This is a genomic window from Paenibacillus sp. OT2-17, from assembly GCF_009827695.1.
In the GTDB taxonomy this organism is placed as follows: Bacteria; Bacillota; Bacilli; order Paenibacillales; family Paenibacillaceae; genus Paenibacillus; species Paenibacillus polymyxa_B.
The window spans coordinates 1-16,410 of the sequence record NZ_WUDQ01000059.1 but is presented as its reverse complement, the minus strand read 5'-3'; the positions used below and the strand labels follow the sequence as shown (position 1 = coordinate 16,410).

Below are 16,410 nucleotides of genomic sequence, written 5' to 3'. Positions count from 1 at the left end.
GCTTCGCGGGGGAGTATCCTATACCATTGACACGATCAAGGAGCTTCAGGAGTTGCACTCTGCTGTGGATTTTTATTTTATTATTGGTGCGGATATGGTGAACTACTTGCCTCATTGGCAGGGAATTGAGGAACTGGCGCAGCGAATTTATTTTATTGGTGTTCGGCGCCCAGGGTTCCAGCTTGCGTTGGATGAGTTGCCGCATTATTTGCAGGACAAGGTACTGCTGGCGGATATGCCAGTGGTGGACATTTCGTCGACGGATATTCGAGAGCGTGCTGCGGAAGGGCGTACCATCCGTTATCTTGTGCCTGATCGTGTGCATGACTATATTACAAGGGGCGGTTTGTATGAAGTACAGCCGTGAGCAATTAATGAAAGCCGTAGCTGGTCAAATGCCTGAAAAGCGCTGGAAGCACACACTAGGTGTTATGCATACCTCAGTTGAGCTTGCGCAGCGATATGGAGCAGATCCGGATAAGGCCGAACTGGCGGCTATTTTTCATGATGTAGCGAAATATTGGCCTGTCCAGCAGATGGAAGAGGTGATTCGCAGTCATCCCGAATGTGATCAGGAGCTTTTGGAACATGACAAGCAGCTCTGGCATTCAGAGGTAGGATACTGCGTTGCAGCAAGAGATTACGGAGTGGATGATCCGGAAATAAGGAATGCGATCCGCTGGCATACGTCAGGACGCGTAGGTATGAGCCTGCTGGATAAAGTCGTGTGTCTCGCTGATTACATCGAACCGGGACGGGATTTTCCGGGGGTTGAGCATATCCGTAAACAGGCAAAGAAAAGCTTGGAGCAGGGCCTTATCGCTGGATTTGACTCCACGATTACATTGTTGCTGGAAAAGAAAAAGGTTATTTTTCCACTGACAGTCTTGTCGCGCAATGACTTGATTCAACAACTAAAACAGAGAAAAACGGAGGTTCATGAATGACCCTAACTAATGAGCAATTAATGCAAACAGCGGTTGATGCTGCAAATGATAAAAAGGCAATGAATATTGTCGCACTGGATTTGCGGGGAATATCACTAGTAGCTGATTATTTTGTCATCTGCCACGGTAATTCGGATACACAGGTACAGGCGATTGCAACAGAAATTCGCAAACGCGCTCATGATGAAGGTGTAACCATCAAAGGAATCGAAGGAATGGATTCCGCCCGTTGGGTGCTAATGGATTTGGGGGATGTCGTAGTGCATGTCTTCCATCGCGACGAGCGCGAATACTATAACATTGAACGACTCTGGTCGGATGCTAAGGTTGTGGAAAAGGTATGAGTTTGATCGCCGGTACTTATGTCACCATTATGGTGGATCGTGAGGTATCTCCTTTCGGTTATTTTCTCACTGTTGGTGAGCAGGATGTGCTGCTGCATTATACGGAGCTGACACGTGAAATCGAAGTTGGTGAACGGTTGGAGGTATTTATTTTTCACGATACAGAGGACCGTTTGGCCGCAACTATGAAAAAGCCGTTCTTGTCGTTGGGCGAAATGGCAAAGCTTGAGGTGGCCGATGTGCATCCGCGTTTGGGTTGTTTCCTGGAGATGGGATTGGGTCGTCAGCTTTTGCTGCCGATTCGTGAGTTGCCAGAAAACCGAGATTTGCATCCTCGTGTGGGCGACTACGTGTATGCCATTATGGAGCATGACAAGCAAGGCAGACTGCGGGCTAAGCTGGCAGGGGAACAGGAGCTGGCTCCGTTGTGCTTCCACGCCCCTGATTCGTGGCTGAATACGTGGGTGCAGGCGACTGTGTACAAGCCGCTTCAGATGGGCACATTCGTCCTGGTGGACGGAGGTGTGCTTGGTTTTGGCGCGATTGGAATGATTCATTCCTCGGAGCGTAACCGGATGCTTCGCTTGGGCGAAGAGGTCAAGGTACGGGTCACGCTTGTTCGGGAAGACGGTCGGGTCAATCTGGCGATGTCACCACGCAAGGAAGTAGGCCGTGATGAGGATGCGGAGCGGTTGATTGCTTTTCTGAAAGAGCGTCCGGGTGGCGGCATGCCTTACTCCGACGCAACGCCGCCGGATATTATCAAACAACGGTTTGGTATTAGTAAATCCGCCTTCAAGCGTGCGATGGGCAAGCTGATGAAGGAAGGAATGGTTACACAAAAGGAAAACTGGACCTACCTAGTGGAGAAAATGCCGAAACCGAAGGACGGGAATGGGGAATAAAAAATGGCTTCTTACCGGAAGTTTGCCTATGTGTATGATGAGCTGATGCAGGACATGCCGTACCCGGACTGGTTACGCTTTGCACGGCAGGCTTGGGATCAGTACGGTATGCCGCATACGGTGGCCGAACTGGGCTGTGGAACGGGTTCGATTACGATTCCCCTAGTTAACTCGGGCTTCGAAGTGTCTGGAATCGACTTATCCTCTGACATGCTGGCAGTAGCCCGTCGCAAAATGGAAACCACTCCCCAGGGACAGCGATTGTTTCGTGAGGGAAGCGTTCGCTGGATACAGCAGGATATGAGAGAATGGATTTTACCCGAGCCTGTGGATTCTGTAATTTCTTTTTGCGATTGTCTGAATTACTTGTTGGAGGAAGAAGATATAATTTCTACTTTTCGTAGAACTCATGCTGGACTGAAGCCTGGCGGAACCTTCTTGTTCGATGTACATCATCCGCAGACGTTTTTACGTTATGATGAAGAGCAGCCATTCGTACTGGATGATCGCTCTATCTCATATATCTGGACATGTGCGTTGGACACTCCCCGTTGTGAAATTGAGCATCATCTTAGTATCTTTGCGAAAGCAGAACATGAAGGACGCGATCTGTATCAGCGTTTCGAGGAAATTCATGTACAGCGTGCCTATGATCCAGACTGGATGAAAGCAGAATTGTCCAAAGCAGGTTTTCGTGATGTGAAGGTATATGCGGATTTTGAATGGGTAGAAGCAGAAGATGACGCGGCGAGACTGTTTTATGTTGCTGTAAAATAGTGAAGACTCATTGAGCAAATTTAGGAAAAGAAAGACGCTTTTCATGATGACATGAAGGGCGTCTTTTTGCACTCATATATTCACTTTATAGTTCAACTGAAGCTCATCACCCGGTACACCCCGAATACCCCAGTTCTGTTTGGGCGTTTCAAATATAGTAATCTCAAGATCCTGTGGAGCAATGCCAAAATGGTCCATAATTCGTTGGAATAACAGCTGGATGAGCTGCTTCTTAGCTTCTGTCGTTCTGCCTTCAAAGATACTGATTTCAATAATGGTGTACGCCTCAGAGCGACCATCGGCATATATAAAGTCTTCCTGATCCATAGGGAAAAAACGATGAAACCTCTTGTCTGGAGGGTATTTGAATGCATCCACCACAGCAGAATGAATCACCTCTGAAAGCTGCTTTTTGATTGGATTTAGAGCTTCTTTTATTCCGAAAATTTTAATCTGTGCCATGTCTCAGCTCACCTTTCTTATCTCAACTCAACTCAATTTGCATCAATTTAATTCGAAGTTATTATAAAACATTCGTATGCATGTGTCATGAACAATTAGTATGAAGAGGGTCTTTAACACCAAAGATAGTCCTTATTTGACTTTTTTCGCGGTTTTCAATATAATAGTGCCATTATTAACGGTTAAACAATCGCTGATGAGGAATAGTAGCTTTGTCTGGACATGTAGAGAGCCGGCGGGTGGTGCAAGCCGGTTGACAGTGCAAAGTGAACTCGCCTCGGAGATATGCGTCCAACGCAGGAACGCCTTTACAGGTGCTTGTATCCTGTTATTAACCCGCATCGGATCACCTCCGTTATCAGGTGCAAAGGGAGTAGAACGCGAAGAACGCTTTCTGCTAACTAGGGTGGTACCACGGGAATATAACCTCTCGTCCCTAGCGCTGACACGCTACGGGATGCAGAGGTTTTTTTGTTGCATACCGTTTGAGGAGGAAAAGACAATGACAGACACACAGCCGAAGCACGGCTATCAACCGCAAAGTATTGAACCAAAATGGCAGAAATATTGGGATGAGAACAAGACGTTCCGCACCGGGGAAGAGCCGGGCAAACCGAAGTTTTATGCTTTGGATATGTTTCCGTACCCATCTGGAGCCGGCCTACATGTAGGCCACCCAGAGGGCTACACAGCTACGGATATTGTTTCACGATATAAAAGAATGCGCGGCTACAACGTACTGCATCCGATGGGTTGGGACGCCTTCGGTCTGCCTGCCGAGCAGCATGCGCTGGATACAGGGGAGCACCCACGCGAAATTACGGTGAAAAATGTAAATAACTTCCGCCGTCAAATCAAATCGCTCGGCTTCTCCTACGACTGGGATCGTGAAATCAGCACGACGGATCCTGATTATTACAAATGGACACAGTGGATCTTCATCCAGCTGTACAAGCGCGGCCTTGCATATGTAGCTGAAGTACCTGTGAACTGGTGCCCGGCGCTGGGAACGGTGCTAGCGAATGAAGAAGTTATTGACGGTAAGAGTGAGCGTGGCGGTCATCCGGTCGTCCGTAAACCAATGCGTCAATGGATGCTGAAAATTACGGAATACGCGGATCGTCTGCTGGAGGATCTGGAGGAACCGGATTGGTCTGAGAGTATTAAGGATATGCAGCGGAACTGGATCGGTAAGTCTACCGGGGCAGAGGTTCGTTTTCCAATTGAAGGCTATGACGAGCAACTCACAGTGTTTACAACCCGTCCAGATACACTGTTCGGCGCAAGCTACTGTGTGCTGGCACCAGAGCAAGAATTGGTAGATATTATCACTACGCCTGAGCAAAAGGATGCTGTACAACAGTACCGTGAACAAGCTGCTCGTAAAAGCGATCTGGAGCGTACGGATCTGGCCAAGGATAAAACAGGCGTATTCACAGGAGCTTATTCAGTGAACCCGGTGAACGGCGAAAAGCTGCCGATCTGGATTGCTGACTATGTACTTGCAGGCTACGGAACTGGAGCGATTATGGCTGTACCTGCTCACGATGCGCGTGACTGGGAATTTGCCAAGCAATTCGGATTGAATATCATTGAGGTTGTCCAAGGTGGAGATGTGGCTAATGAGCCATATACTGAGGATGGACCGCACGTCAATTCCGGCCCGCTGAATGGACTTACCAACGAGGAAGCGATTCCGAAGATGATTGAATGGCTGGAAGCTGAGGGCAAAGGACACGGTAAAGTCACCTATCGCCTGCGTGACTGGCTGTTCAGCCGTCAACGCTATTGGGGCGAGCCGATTCCGGTAATTCATCTGGAAGATGGAACGATCAAACCCGTTCCTGAGGACCAACTTCCGCTCGTACTGCCGGAGATGGACAATATCAAGCCTTCAGGTACAGGTGAATCCCCGCTGGCGAACGCAACAGATTGGATCGAAACCATTGATCCTGAGACAGGTATGAAAGCACGCCGCGAGACAAATACAATGCCGCAATGGGCAGGCAGTTGCTGGTATTACCTGCGCTTTATTGATCCGAAAAATGACAAAGAGCTTGTATCCAAAGAGAAACAACGTGAATGGATGCCTGTTGATTTGTATATTGGCGGAGCGGAACATGCGGTTCTTCACTTGCTGTATGCCCGTTTCTGGCATAAGGTACTGTATGATATCGGCGTAGTGGAAACGAAAGAGCCTTTTTATAAGCTGGTCAACCAGGGTATGATTTTGGGCAATAACAATGAAAAAATGAGTAAATCACGCGGTAATGTCATTAATCCTGATGATATTGTCAATACGTTTGGCGCCGATACGCTGCGTATTTATGAGATGTTTATGGGGCCGCTGGAAGCGACCAAGCCATGGAATGAGAATGGGGTAGAAGGAGCACATCGTTTTCTGTCCCGCGTATGGCGCCTGTTTGTTTCCGAGGATGGTAGCCTGAACGATAAAATTACAAATGACGGCGGTAGCGATGAGTTCAATCGTACTTGGCATAAAACGCTGAAAAAAGTAACCGAAGATCTGGATGCACTGCGCTTCAATACAGCGATCAGTCAGCTGATGATCTTCACCAACGATGCATACAAAGCAGACCTTCTGCCGCGTGCAGCAATGGAAAACTTCGTGCAAATGCTGTCGCCGCTTGCACCCCATCTGGCCGAGGAATTGTGGCAGCTGCTGGGGCACAATGATAGCATTACCTACGCGGCCTGGCCTGCTTATGATGAAGCATGGACGGTGGACGCCGAAGTGGAAATTGTTGTGCAAGTGAATGGTAAAATTGTGCAGCGTGCAACGATTGCCAAGGATCTTGATGCTAAAGCGATGGAAGCATTTGCTGTGTCGTTGGACAATGTTCAGCAGGCACTGGCCGGCAAAACGATCCGCAAGGTAATTGCTGTTCCAGGTAAGCTGGTTAATATTGTTGCCGGTTAATTGGCTTTAAGCCGAAGGAGACATCCACCTTTTGCATGTCTTCTTCATACTTGTTGTGCGTGGCTTGTATCAGCTCGGGAAAGACACTATGCAGGCTGATGTCCAACAGTGCGAGAGCTTCGGCGGTAATACCTCCGGGAACCGCCACTCTGGCCTGTAACTCGGCTGGTGTCATCCCGCCTTCCGTGAGTAGCTTTCCAGTGCCGATGATCATTTCACCGGCCAGGGCGCATAGCTCCGTACGGTCTATACCTGTAGCTTGAACTGCGGCTTGAATCCACTGGTCCATAAAAAAGGCCAAGAAAGCAGGACCGCAACTCGAAAAATCCGACGTGATTCGAGTATAAGATTCTTTAACCCGAATCGGCCTGCTGATGTGGGACATAAGCTCTTCCAGAAGGGTGCGGTCCTCCTCTGTAATCCGGCTTCCATGGATGCATAGTGAGGCTCCGCTGCCCACTTGGTGGGTGATACTGGGAATAATTTTGGACACTTTGGCTTTCAGTGCATGCTCCAAAATACGAATCTGCACCGGGCTTGTGATAGATACGACGATTTGCTCTTCTGTAATGACGTTGCGTATTTCATCCGTTACGGCTTTTGATTCCAGCGGCTTCACACAGATAAACAGAACATCGCTTTCCGCTGCCGTTTCACGGTTGCTTTGGGCTGCATGCAAACCTGGATAACGACGGGCTAGCTCGGTTACCTTGGAATGCGTTCGATTGCTTGCTGATATTTGCTGCGCCTTGAGTGCGTTAGAATTAATAAAAGACTCAATTAGCAGACTTCCCATGCTGCCAGTCCCAATAAATCCAACTTTCATTGTTCAACGTCCTCCTTTCATACTTTGCGGTATAGACGCTGTGCTGTCAGCTGTCATTCTTCTTAGTGTATGCGCCTGGTCTTGGCCGACATGACGAATTTTATGTCTGAGCATGTTAGATCGTGCCCGGGGTCGTACCACTTTTTTGTAAAAATGCTCACAGCGAGACCGTATGGAGGTTGTTTGTACCCTCCGGTTTAACGGGAATTGAACAGACTTGCTCTGTTTGATTGAGACGGTGTTTTCAGTCGGCTCAATTTCCCGAAATCCATGTGGAGTAGGGGACGATACGGAAATGAAACGCGTATGGACAGGAACAGCGATAACGCTTGCTGTAATCGGGAGTGGACTTATTTTATTTGCCGGAGGACAGCGCTCTGAGCCGCAAGAAGAGTGGACTTTACTTAACCATAAGGTGGAGCAGGCTGTGGCGATGGATTCAGAGCCAAATGAGTCGCAGCGCAGCAGTGACTATGCCCAGAAAAAGCCTGCTGTAAAAGAACCATCAGACAAAGCTGAGCGCAGTAGGAATGCCGAAGCCGCTGACAATGTGAAACGTGATACTGTGCAGATTTCTACTGGTGCAACGACGAGTAGGACCAATACGGTAAGTGATTCGGTTACTACACCCGTTTCCGGCGAAAAAAAGGTAAACATCAACACGGCGACTACTGCCGAGTTAATGGAGCTACCAGGGGTTGGGGCTAAAAAAGCCGAGGCTATTTTGAACTACCGTAATCAGCATGGGGCGTTCAAACGTGTAAACGATTTGGATCATGTAAAGGGAATCGGAGCTAAAATGTTGGCGAAAATGAAGCCGTATGTCAGCTTGTAACTTATATAAGATTACAATGTACAGGCCCTGAGAACGGCGGTAGCGGATATGGTTTACGTTTTAACTTGTTTATACGGGAGAGATGGAAATGAGTGCAGATGTACGCAAGGACTGGGACACCTATTTCATGGATATCGCTTATATGGTATCCACCCGTTCGCGCTGTGCGCGGCGTCATGTTGGAGCCGTACTTGTACAAGGTAAAAAGCTCTTGGGGACGGCCTATAATGGAGCACCATCCGGGGTGCCTGACTGTTCTGAGGCAGGCTGTATGATCTCAGAGGAGTATGAGGTCGTTCAACGTGATGGGCGCGAGGAAATGGTTAAGAAGCAGCGTTGTATTCGCACTATTCATGCGGAGCAGAACCTGCTACTGTTTACTGACCGAATTGATCGTGAAGGCTCTTCAGTATATGTCACCGACCAGCCATGCTGGACGTGTGCCAATATGTTGGCGAACAGCGGTATTGTGGAGATTGTATACCACAGACCTTATCCCAAAGATGCCGACAAGGTTCGTGCTATGATGGAGGAAAAGGGAATCGCCTTTCGTATGCTGAAGACCTATCATCCACCGAAAGAAACGCTGATGGATGTAATGAATTAAAAAGTAAACGAGGAAGAACCTCTGACGAATGCTATTTTGTCAGAGGTTCTTTTTGTTTTGCTTATTTTGGACAAAAAGCAATGTTTGCTACCGGAAGGTGATTGTATTCAAGCTAAGCTTGTGTTAACTAGACCTATATTGACCCTTACTGTTTGTTGGATTACAGGAAGTGCGGGAGCATGTCTGTATTCTGGACGGATGCTTTTGTTGCTCTGGGCGGGGGTTACCCTGATCTTTCCGCTTATAGCTTTATGGATGAAAATCCCCATCCGGCATATGGTATTACTTTGGCTTGCAATCAGCGGGGGTGGATTTCATTGGTATTGGCATGATACGCATAATGTTAGCAGTATTCCCGATGCTCTTCATGTATCGTCTTCTATGTTGGAAGACATGCCTGTTCAAGTAGCAGGGCTTATCGCTTCTGAAGTACAGGTAGATGGTGATCGAACACAGTTTGAGATGAGAGTCACCTCAATCAATCACTACGGAAGTCATTCGAAAAAGGACGAGAATCGTGCACTAATTTCTGAACAGGTCATTGTTCATATCAAGTTGGCTGCCAAGCAGGAACAGCAACTTGCGGCAGCGTGGCAACGTGGAGATGCAATCCTACTGCGTGGCACCTTAAAGGCTCCTGCAAAAGCGGGGAACTTTGGTGGCTTTGATTATAGTGAATACCTGCACACACAGGAAATCCACTGGCTTTTCAAAGGCGATGGGGCAGCCTCGTTACAGAAGCAGGAGGCTTCACTGTGGAACCGCTACACTTTGTTCAGATGGAATGATCAGCTTAGGGAGCAGCTAGGGCAGAGAATGGAATCGGCATTTACATCACTTCATCACGCAGGATATATGAAAGGACTGGTACTTGGGGTAACAGATGAGTTGGACCCAGCAACGTATAACGAGTTTACGCAGCTTGGTTTAACGCATATTTTAGCAATATCGGGCATGCATGTGGCGGTATATGCAGCTACACTATTATATTTACTCAAGCTACTAAGAGTTAGCCGCGAGACATCTCTTACGGTCGTGATGATACTCATTCCGGCTTATGTCCTGCTGACAGGTGCCTCTCCCTCTGTTGTGAGGGCGGGAATTATGGCGATGATCGGCTTGTTTGCAGCCCGACGAGGTATGCTCAAAGACGGACTTAATATTCTAAGTATATCCGCGTTGCTCATGCTGATTTGGAATCCATATTATCTACTTAGCGTCAGCTTTCAGCTTTCCTTTTTGGTGACAGGTGGGTTGCTCATTTATATGCCGCTTATGAAGCCGTTTTTCGCCAAATGGCCTTTCCTAATCGGCGGTGAAGTTGCGATTACAATTACGGCACAGCTTGTTTCGTTTCCAATGACGGTATTCTACTTTAATCAATTTTCGTTGTTATCATTTGCGGCCAATTTTGTGCTTGTACCCCTTATTTCATATATCGTGCTTCCATTAGGTACGGTGGCGATGGGGCTTTCCTTTTTGTGGGGGGATGGGGCTCGTATTCTTGCGTGGCCGGCAGAGCAATTGAACGATTTGACCTTTTTACTAGTGAAATGGCTGAATGTAGATGATGCTTATGTGAGTATTTGGCCGTCTTCTTCCATCCTGTGGGTCATGGCGTATTACGCAGCTCTGTACAGTGTTTTGTACTGGCTCAAAAGGTGGCTGACATCCCGCAGGCAAACGAACGACATTACCGTCTTGAATTCTACTGCCATTTCATCACCTATATATACAGGATTAGCAGCCTCTCCAGAATGGGCGGCTATATTGCATACGGCTCCTGAACCTGAGGGAGCAGGGAAATTTGCAAGTCGACAGTGGAATGGTTATCGTCATTTGGCACTGGCTCTAAGTGTTATTGCTTGGCTTGGAATATTGTATACAGGTTACCAATCTCCTGGTGAGGGAAATACGGGAATTGTTCAATATCTGGATGTGGGCCAAGGTGACAGCATTTTAATTACAACGCCGGGCGGGAAACATATCTTGGTTGATGGTGGGGGTACAATGGATTTTGCGACAGGGAAAAATGCTTGGCGCAAGCGTGCAGATCCCTACGAGGTGGGTGAAGATACGATTGTACCCTTGCTAAAGCAACGAGGTGTGCATCGCCTGGACGCTGTCATTTTAACGCATGGAGATCATGATCATGCCGGAGGACTACAGGCTGTGCTTGACCAGATTCCTGTATCTACCTTGTTTTTTAACGGTACCCTGACAGATAAAACCCCATTTCGTAAGCTGTTGAACACGGCTTTAGACAAGCAGATCAAGCTGTATGGTGCACATCATAGTATGGAATGGGAACCAGACCAGGCTACGAAAATCCGCTTTCTCTATCCGTTTACACTACCGGAGAACGAATCTGAGCAGTTGCCTGTTATGAAGGAACAGAATCATTACTCTGTTGCCATGATATTGGAGATGGAGGGAGCCTCTTTTTTGTTCACAGGAGATATGGATGATGCAGCAGAGTCGTCGTTGCTCTCTGAATTAACTCGTTTTTCATCAAGTGTGAAAGATGAGGGAGCAACGGGGGCTGTAAGGAAAGCTATAGATGTCATGAAAATAGCACATCACGGCAGCAAGTACTCCACCTCGGAAGAGTGGTTATCCTACTGGCGACCGAAAGTATCTGTTATTTCGGTCGGTGCGACCAATACTTACGGACATCCGAATGAAGCGGTATTGGAACGTTTATCGGCAGTTAATTCTGCTATATATCGAACAGATACGATGGGAGAGATACAGATTCGAGCACAGCAAGGAAAACTGAGTGTGCGGTACCAACGCAAATAGTTTTTTCGATCCTTTTTTATCAGTACAACAACACACTAAAACGGGTGCTCACTCTCAGGAGTGGGCTGTTTGCTTTGAATCCAATCTGCATGGACAGTAGCTGTAAGCTTTGATAGAATCATATGAGTAATGAAAATGAGAATCATTATTAATGGGAGGAATATTGTGAGTTATTTTAAATTCAGAGCATCAGCTTGTTTGTTCATCATTTCGTTAATGCTGGTATTGAGCGCATGCGCTACAAGTGGGGGTGGGACTGTAACAGAAAGCGGTCAATCGACTGCTCTCAAGACCACATCAACTGGAGATGAAGCTGCCACACGTACATATGAAAGTGATAAAGGTACAATTACTCTTCCTGAGCATCCCCAGCGTGTCGTAGTGGCAGTCGATGATTATGTAGGTGATGTGCTAGCACTTGGTGTTACACCTGTAGGGGCTCCAGACACTGTATTTGATGCTCCATACTATAAAAAATATTTGAATGGTGTTGCAAATATCGGTGACAGTTCCGCATTGTCCCTTGAAAAGGTGATCACCCTGAAACCGGATTTGATCATTACCTATGATGAGAAAGCGTATGAAAATCTGAAAAAAATAGCGCCTACAGTGTTTATTCCATATGGTAAATATCAATATAAGGACCGTCTGATGGAGCTGGGCAAAGTGTTAAACAAGGAGCAGGAAGCGAAGAATTGCCTGGCTGATTTTGCAACCAAGATTGCTGAGAAGAAACAGGCTTTGTCTGACGTCATTGATTCGGGTAAAAAAATCGCTATTTTTGAGATTACAGGAAAAGAATTATATCTATATGGAAAATCTTATGGACGTGGAGGAGCCATACTTTATGATGAGCTGGGACTTCATGCTCCTGAGAAGGTAGAAAAGGCAGCGTTCGAGAAGGGATGGGCCAACATTTCAATAGAGGCTTTACCGGAGATGCTGGGCGATGCCGATTATTTAATGTTGGGTATTAGAGGCGACGGAACAGACCAAGGAAAAGATATTTTATCTAAAAGTGTGTGGAAGAACCTTTCTGCCGTTAAATCAGGTAAAGTATATCAATACTCAATCGACGATTTTTATTTTCAAGATCCGATTGCTCTGACTTATCAATTAGAACTCATATCTGATTTTTTGGTTTCCAAGAAGTAACAATATGATCTTGCAGCTCGATAGGCTAGCATTTAGATGTATGTAGGAGCTAGGGGAAGGTGACTACCTTCCCTTTTTCTGTTATTCTAAGGGAGGATACGCTGGGGATTCTGGGCTTTTTGGTATAATTTTTTTTGTTAAAAAAATAAAATTAGTGTCAGACGTCTATCCTGCAACAATTTGCAAAAGGGATACGTCTGTAATATTGCAGGGAGAGGGGGATCCTTTGTGGTAGAGCAGGGACTCATTCGAGCCGCTCAATCGGGCGATCGCGACGCTCTCATTACCCTATTAAGAGAGATAGAACAGCATGTGTACCGTACGGCATATTACATTCTAAACAATGAGCAGGACGCCATGGATGCTTCACAAGAAGCCCTCATACGGATCTATTCCAAAATTAACTCTTATGAGGAAAAAGCGCAGTTTAAAACCTGGGTCCAACGCATTGTAACGAATATATGCATCGACAAATTCAGAAGAACGAAGCCCTCGGTTTCCATTGACGAGCACGACATGATATTCAACGATCCCCAAAACGTGGAGGTCGAGGTGTTGACCACTTACATGGCACAGGATGTTCGTGAGGCTATACAACAACTTCCTGAGCACCACCGGACGGTAATTGTCTTAAGATATTTGCAGGATTTCTCCTATAACGAGATTGCAGATTCTCTGGATTTGCCGCTAAATACGGTCAAGTCATACTTATATCGTGCAAGACAGCAATTACAAGGGCTACTTCAGGAATATCAGAAAGGTGGTGTATCAGGATGAAGTGTGGGGAAGAGGTGATGGATTGGATGCAGCGTTATGTGGATCATGAGCTGGGCGAAGAAGAGACGTCCCAATTAATGAACCATATTGCGACTTGCCCGGACTGTGCGGAAAAATTTCTTATTCTTCAGACACTCTCTCGCGAGCTGGAGGAATTGCCTACGGTTTCCCCGGCGTTCAGCCTGGTGGATTCCATCATGCCTCAGCTTGATGCCATTGACCGCGCACGTGAAGAGCAGGGAAGTGCGCTTCAGGAAATGCAGCCTGTGGCTGTAAAACCTGGACCAGTGCCTAGACAAAGTACCCAGCCTACACCTTGGTGGAACCGAATGGCTGGGCGCGCTGCCATGGGCGTGGCTGCCGCTGTTGTTGTACTGGGGATTGTAGTGTTTAACTTCGAGCCTAAAACAGTGCAGGATGCGGAAGGCATACTTACAACCCAGACGCCCGAAGTGACGAATCGGCAGAATCAGACGGAAATTCTTCCAGGTACAGCCAATGGCAGTGGAGGCCGTGATGCAGCCATTGGTTCGGATTCTACACAGCAGCCGTCAGAGCAGGGGCAAGGAACGGATGCATCTCAGCTACCTGCGGATAAAGATCCTGACCTGAGCAAACAAGGTGCAACCAATGCAGACGATGAAAAGAACTCTTCCAAACGGGATGCTGGGAAACGTGAAGATCAGCCAGCTGGGGAGGAAGATTCGACGAAGTCTGCACCAGCTGAACATTCTTCTCGTCAGGATGAAGGGCAGGGGCAGCTACGTACGGATCGTCAGGTGACAAAGGAAAATCCGTCTGCTGGAGATGCTCCTAAATCTGAGGACAAACAGTTAAGTCAGGAAAAATCTGATCAATCCACGATTGCTCCTGCTGAACAGTTGGAACCGAAAATGGAAAAAGCACCCCTAGCGGGTACGGGTACCGCTCAGGACAATAATAATGGTAACACAAGTACGAATGATTCTTCTTCGTCGCTTAGTCAGGATTTGAAGGTACAGGATCGAATTGCGTCAAATGAAACGTCGAAAGAAACGACTTCCAAAAGCATCACCAAGGATTCGGGCAATGCCTTAGGAACGGATAGCAGCAATGCAGCTTCTGATGATCAGCAATCATCCGTGTCGCAAGACCCGGTTCGTAAAGAAGGATTTGTATCTAATTCACTGGTCTCTCCGGACAACAATAATGCTTCCAGCTATAGTGCCCAATCTGGCTCTACAGATCAGCTCAACTCGCCAGATGGTAGCTATGCGGTGGCTATTGAGGGCAAAAAGCTGAAAGTGTATAAGCTTTCCGATAACGGTGTAGACCGAACAACACTGGAAGTCCGTACTCTAAAAGGTGCCTGGGTCAAAGGAAGCTGGTCAGAAGACAGCCAGACCTTTATGTATGAGACGGAGCAGGATGGGACAGCAAGTAAATATACGTACACCGTCCCGCGCAGCACTGGAAAATAGTTTCCGTAAGTTGGCACACTTTTAAAAACAGAGAATATACTATATGAACCGACGTCGTATCCCGACGGCCGAAAGTTTCTAGAGCTTTCTGCTGCCGTGTTGATATAGATGGTGGTGAAGGGATCCTGCCTATAGGCAGGGTCCCTTCGTTTGTATCATGACTTGCCTTCCGGTCGGATGTCGGGTACGATCAGTGGGTGGGGGGAACGGAAAATGGATGTAAAAACAGCCTCTAAGGCTATTCGCAAAGGCGACATTTCGCCAGTGTATTTGCTATACGGCAGTGAAAAATATCAAATGAAGCAGTTTGTTGAGATGCTTAAAGAGAAAGTGGTGGAAGAGGAGCATCGTGACTTCGCCATCATTCCTTATGATTTAACCGAAACGCCAATTGAGGTGGTCGTGGAGGAGGCGGAAACAGCGCCTTTTCTGGTGCCAAAGAAGCTGATTATTGTACGGGATACCAGTGTATTTGCAGCAGGCAAAGATAGCGGTAAGATAGAGCACCGGCTTGAGACGCTGTTGACTTATATGGATAACCCGACTGACTATAGCGTCATCGTTTTTACGGTTCAGGCTGAAAAGTTGGATGAACGGAAAAAGATTGTCAAAAAGCTGAAAAGTGATGCTTCGGTTATTGCTTTTGCTCCAATGGGTGGAGATGATCTTATAGCTTGGATCCATAAGCGTGCAGGAGAAAGAGAAGTGCAATTGGCTGCAGGAGCTGCTGAAAGCCTCATTCAATTCACAGGTACCGGGCTGCAATCCTTGGCTGCCGAGATAGACAAGCTCTGCTTGTACGCAGGAGCACAGGGAACGATCTCATCCGTTGATATAGAATCCCTGGTGCCTCGTAACACAGAGCAAAACGTATTTGCGATGGTTGAGGATCTGGCTAATTTGCGGCTGGATAAGGCGCTCAGTATTTTTTATGAGTTGCTTAAGCAAAAAGAGGAACCGATCAAGATTGCCGCTTTGATCACGCGACAGTTCCGTATTATGTTGCAGGTCAAAGAGCTGGCAGGTCAAAGCTATTCCCAGCAACAAATTGCGAGTCAGCTTAGTTTGCATCCTTATGGGGTGAAAGTTGCAGGGGACCAAGCGCGGAGGTTCCGTCCTGAGCAGCTGCGTCAGCTTCTCTACGAATTGGGCGAGCTCGATTATCATATGAAAACAGGTGTCGTTGACAAGGTACTGGGACTGGAGCTATTTTTGATGAAAATGGGTGCGGGGGCTTCAATCTAATCCCCCCATGTGCTGTTATAGAGTCAGCTCATGTAGCGTGGAAAGCTGACTCTATAAATTAATAAAAGTTATAAACTAAAAAAACCTGATCAGCCAAGGCTGGTCAGGTTTTTTTCATTAACGTATGAAAGTAGCTCTTGCTTACGCTTGAGCTGTAAGAGCGTTAAGTTTTTTCGCCAAGCGGGATTTCTTGCGAGCAGCTGCATTTTTGTGGATCAGACCTTTAGTTACAGCCTTGTCCAGCTTTTGGGAAGCTACTTTGAAAGCAGCAGCAGCAGTTTCAGCTTCGTTACCTACCAACGCTGTATCGGCAGCTTTTACTGCTGT

General features: G+C 47.1%; 17 protein-coding genes and 1 other annotated feature. Of the genes, 14 read left to right on the top strand and 3 right to left on the bottom strand.

Translation table 11 applies throughout. The annotated features are described in order from the left end of the window. The 5 genes from GRP75_RS10790 to GRP75_RS10770 all read left to right on the top strand — a co-directional run. A partial coding sequence (locus tag GRP75_RS10790) for a nicotinate-nicotinamide nucleotide adenylyltransferase (RefSeq protein WP_160789317.1) occupies positions 1 to 367 on the top strand: 367 nt, incomplete at its 5' end. After that, complete coding sequence (yqeK, locus tag GRP75_RS10785; RefSeq protein ID WP_160789316.1) at positions 351 to 947, top strand: bis(5'-nucleosyl)-tetraphosphatase (symmetrical) YqeK; 597 nt, start codon at positions 351 to 353, stop codon at positions 945 to 947. The genes GRP75_RS10790 and yqeK, both read left to right, overlap by 17 nt. Beyond that, a complete protein-coding gene (rsfS, locus tag GRP75_RS10780) occupies positions 944 to 1,291 on the top strand; it encodes a ribosome silencing factor (protein WP_013311194.1) in 348 nt (115 codons plus the stop codon). Before yqeK ends, rsfS begins: the two co-directional genes overlap by 4 nt. Continuing rightward, on the top strand, positions 1,288 to 2,196 hold the full coding sequence (locus tag GRP75_RS10775; RefSeq protein WP_068942403.1) for a CvfB family protein: 909 nt from the start codon (positions 1,288 to 1,290) through the stop codon (positions 2,194 to 2,196). Before rsfS ends, GRP75_RS10775 begins: the two co-directional genes overlap by 4 nt. Before the next feature lie 3 nt (positions 2,197 to 2,199). Beyond that, complete coding sequence (locus GRP75_RS10770; protein WP_103049581.1) at positions 2,200 to 2,973, top strand: class I SAM-dependent DNA methyltransferase; 774 nt, start codon at positions 2,200 to 2,202, stop codon at positions 2,971 to 2,973. 72 nt (positions 2,974 to 3,045) lie between these two features. Here GRP75_RS10770 and GRP75_RS10765 read toward each other — a convergent pair whose 3' ends face one another. Further along, positions 3,046 to 3,435 (bottom strand): tautomerase family protein, encoded by a 390-nt coding sequence (locus tag GRP75_RS10765; protein ID WP_160789315.1) that lies wholly within the window; start codon positions 3,433 to 3,435, stop codon positions 3,046 to 3,048. A 184-nt stretch (positions 3,436 to 3,619) separates the two neighbouring features. Further along, positions 3,620 to 3,876 (top strand) — a binding site (T-box leader). A 61-nt stretch (positions 3,877 to 3,937) separates the two neighbouring features. Here GRP75_RS10765 and leuS point away from each other — a divergent pair. Beyond that, positions 3,938 to 6,376, top strand: coding sequence for a leucine--tRNA ligase (gene leuS, locus GRP75_RS10760; protein WP_160789314.1), 2,439 nt, complete (start codon positions 3,938 to 3,940; stop codon positions 6,374 to 6,376). Here leuS and comER read toward each other — a convergent pair. Continuing rightward, a complete protein-coding gene (gene comER, locus GRP75_RS10755; RefSeq protein ID WP_160789313.1) occupies positions 6,357 to 7,202 on the bottom strand; it encodes a late competence protein ComER in 846 nt (281 codons plus the stop codon). The genes leuS and comER overlap by 20 nt on opposite strands. Before the next feature lie 295 nt (positions 7,203 to 7,497). Here comER and GRP75_RS10750 point away from each other — a divergent pair, with 295 nt between their 5' ends. From GRP75_RS10750 to holA, 8 genes are all read left to right on the top strand, one after another. Beyond that, complete coding sequence (locus GRP75_RS10750) at positions 7,498 to 8,037, top strand: ComEA family DNA-binding protein (RefSeq protein ID WP_160789312.1); 540 nt, start codon at positions 7,498 to 7,500, stop codon at positions 8,035 to 8,037. An 88-nt stretch (positions 8,038 to 8,125) separates the two neighbouring features. Then, on the top strand, positions 8,126 to 8,644 hold the full coding sequence (locus tag GRP75_RS10745; protein WP_023989523.1) for a deoxycytidylate deaminase: 519 nt from the start codon (positions 8,126 to 8,128) through the stop codon (positions 8,642 to 8,644). A gap of 179 nt (positions 8,645 to 8,823) precedes the next feature. Further along, positions 8,824 to 8,976 carry a hypothetical protein gene (locus GRP75_RS30460; RefSeq protein WP_226887754.1) on the top strand — a complete coding sequence of 51 codons (153 nt, stop codon included), beginning with the start codon at positions 8,824 to 8,826 and terminating at the stop codon, positions 8,974 to 8,976. Continuing rightward, positions 8,906 to 11,446 (top strand): DNA internalization-related competence protein ComEC/Rec2, encoded by a 2,541-nt coding sequence (locus GRP75_RS10740; protein ID WP_337194222.1) that lies wholly within the window; start codon positions 8,906 to 8,908, stop codon positions 11,444 to 11,446. The genes GRP75_RS30460 and GRP75_RS10740 overlap by 71 nt, the downstream gene beginning before the upstream one ends. Before the next feature lie 165 nt (positions 11,447 to 11,611). Then, positions 11,612 to 12,601 (top strand): ABC transporter substrate-binding protein, encoded by a 990-nt coding sequence (locus GRP75_RS10735; protein ID WP_160789310.1) that lies wholly within the window; start codon positions 11,612 to 11,614, stop codon positions 12,599 to 12,601. Between the two features lie 228 nt (positions 12,602 to 12,829). Further along, positions 12,830 to 13,378 (top strand): RNA polymerase sigma factor, encoded by a 549-nt coding sequence (locus GRP75_RS10730; RefSeq protein WP_023989520.1) that lies wholly within the window; start codon positions 12,830 to 12,832, stop codon positions 13,376 to 13,378. Next, positions 13,375 to 14,838: a zf-HC2 domain-containing protein gene (locus GRP75_RS10725; protein ID WP_160789309.1), complete on the top strand. Its 1,464-nt coding sequence runs from the start codon at positions 13,375 to 13,377 to the stop codon at positions 14,836 to 14,838. Before GRP75_RS10730 ends, GRP75_RS10725 begins: the two co-directional genes overlap by 4 nt. A gap of 213 nt (positions 14,839 to 15,051) precedes the next feature. Further along, complete coding sequence (gene holA, locus GRP75_RS10720) at positions 15,052 to 16,083, top strand: DNA polymerase III subunit delta (protein WP_160789308.1); 1,032 nt, start codon at positions 15,052 to 15,054, stop codon at positions 16,081 to 16,083. 141 nt (positions 16,084 to 16,224) lie between these two features. Here the strand turns inward: holA and rpsT are convergent. After that, positions 16,225 to 16,410 (bottom strand): 30S ribosomal protein S20 (rpsT, locus tag GRP75_RS10715; protein ID WP_160789307.1); only part of this gene is annotated, 186 nt, incomplete at its 5' end.

Excerpts from the sequence above, each read along its gene's own strand:
- rsfS (WP_013311194.1), top strand. The coding sequence starts at position 944 with ATGACCCTAACTAATGAGCAATTAATGCAAACAGCGGTTGATGCTGCA.
- leuS (WP_160789314.1), top strand. The coding sequence starts at position 3,938 with ATGACAGACACACAGCCGAAGCACGGCTATCAACCGCAAAGTATTGAA.
- GRP75_RS10770 (WP_103049581.1), top strand. The coding sequence starts at position 2,200 with ATGGCTTCTTACCGGAAGTTTGCCTATGTGTATGATGAGCTGATGCAG.
- comER (WP_160789313.1), bottom strand. The coding sequence starts at position 7,202 with ATGAAAGTTGGATTTATTGGGACTGGCAGCATGGGAAGTCTGCTAATT.
- GRP75_RS10765 (WP_160789315.1), bottom strand. The coding sequence starts at position 3,435 with ATGGCACAGATTAAAATTTTCGGAATAAAAGAAGCTCTAAATCCAATC.
- yqeK (WP_160789316.1), top strand. The coding sequence starts at position 351 with ATGAAGTACAGCCGTGAGCAATTAATGAAAGCCGTAGCTGGTCAAATG.
- GRP75_RS30460 (WP_226887754.1), top strand. The coding sequence starts at position 8,824 with ATGTCTGTATTCTGGACGGATGCTTTTGTTGCTCTGGGCGGGGGTTAC.
- GRP75_RS10750 (WP_160789312.1), top strand. The coding sequence starts at position 7,498 with ATGAAACGCGTATGGACAGGAACAGCGATAACGCTTGCTGTAATCGGG.
- GRP75_RS10775 (WP_068942403.1), top strand. The coding sequence starts at position 1,288 with ATGAGTTTGATCGCCGGTACTTATGTCACCATTATGGTGGATCGTGAG.
- GRP75_RS10745 (WP_023989523.1), top strand. The coding sequence starts at position 8,126 with ATGAGTGCAGATGTACGCAAGGACTGGGACACCTATTTCATGGATATC.
- GRP75_RS10725 (WP_160789309.1), top strand. The coding sequence starts at position 13,375 with ATGAAGTGTGGGGAAGAGGTGATGGATTGGATGCAGCGTTATGTGGAT.
- holA (WP_160789308.1), top strand. The coding sequence starts at position 15,052 with ATGGATGTAAAAACAGCCTCTAAGGCTATTCGCAAAGGCGACATTTCG.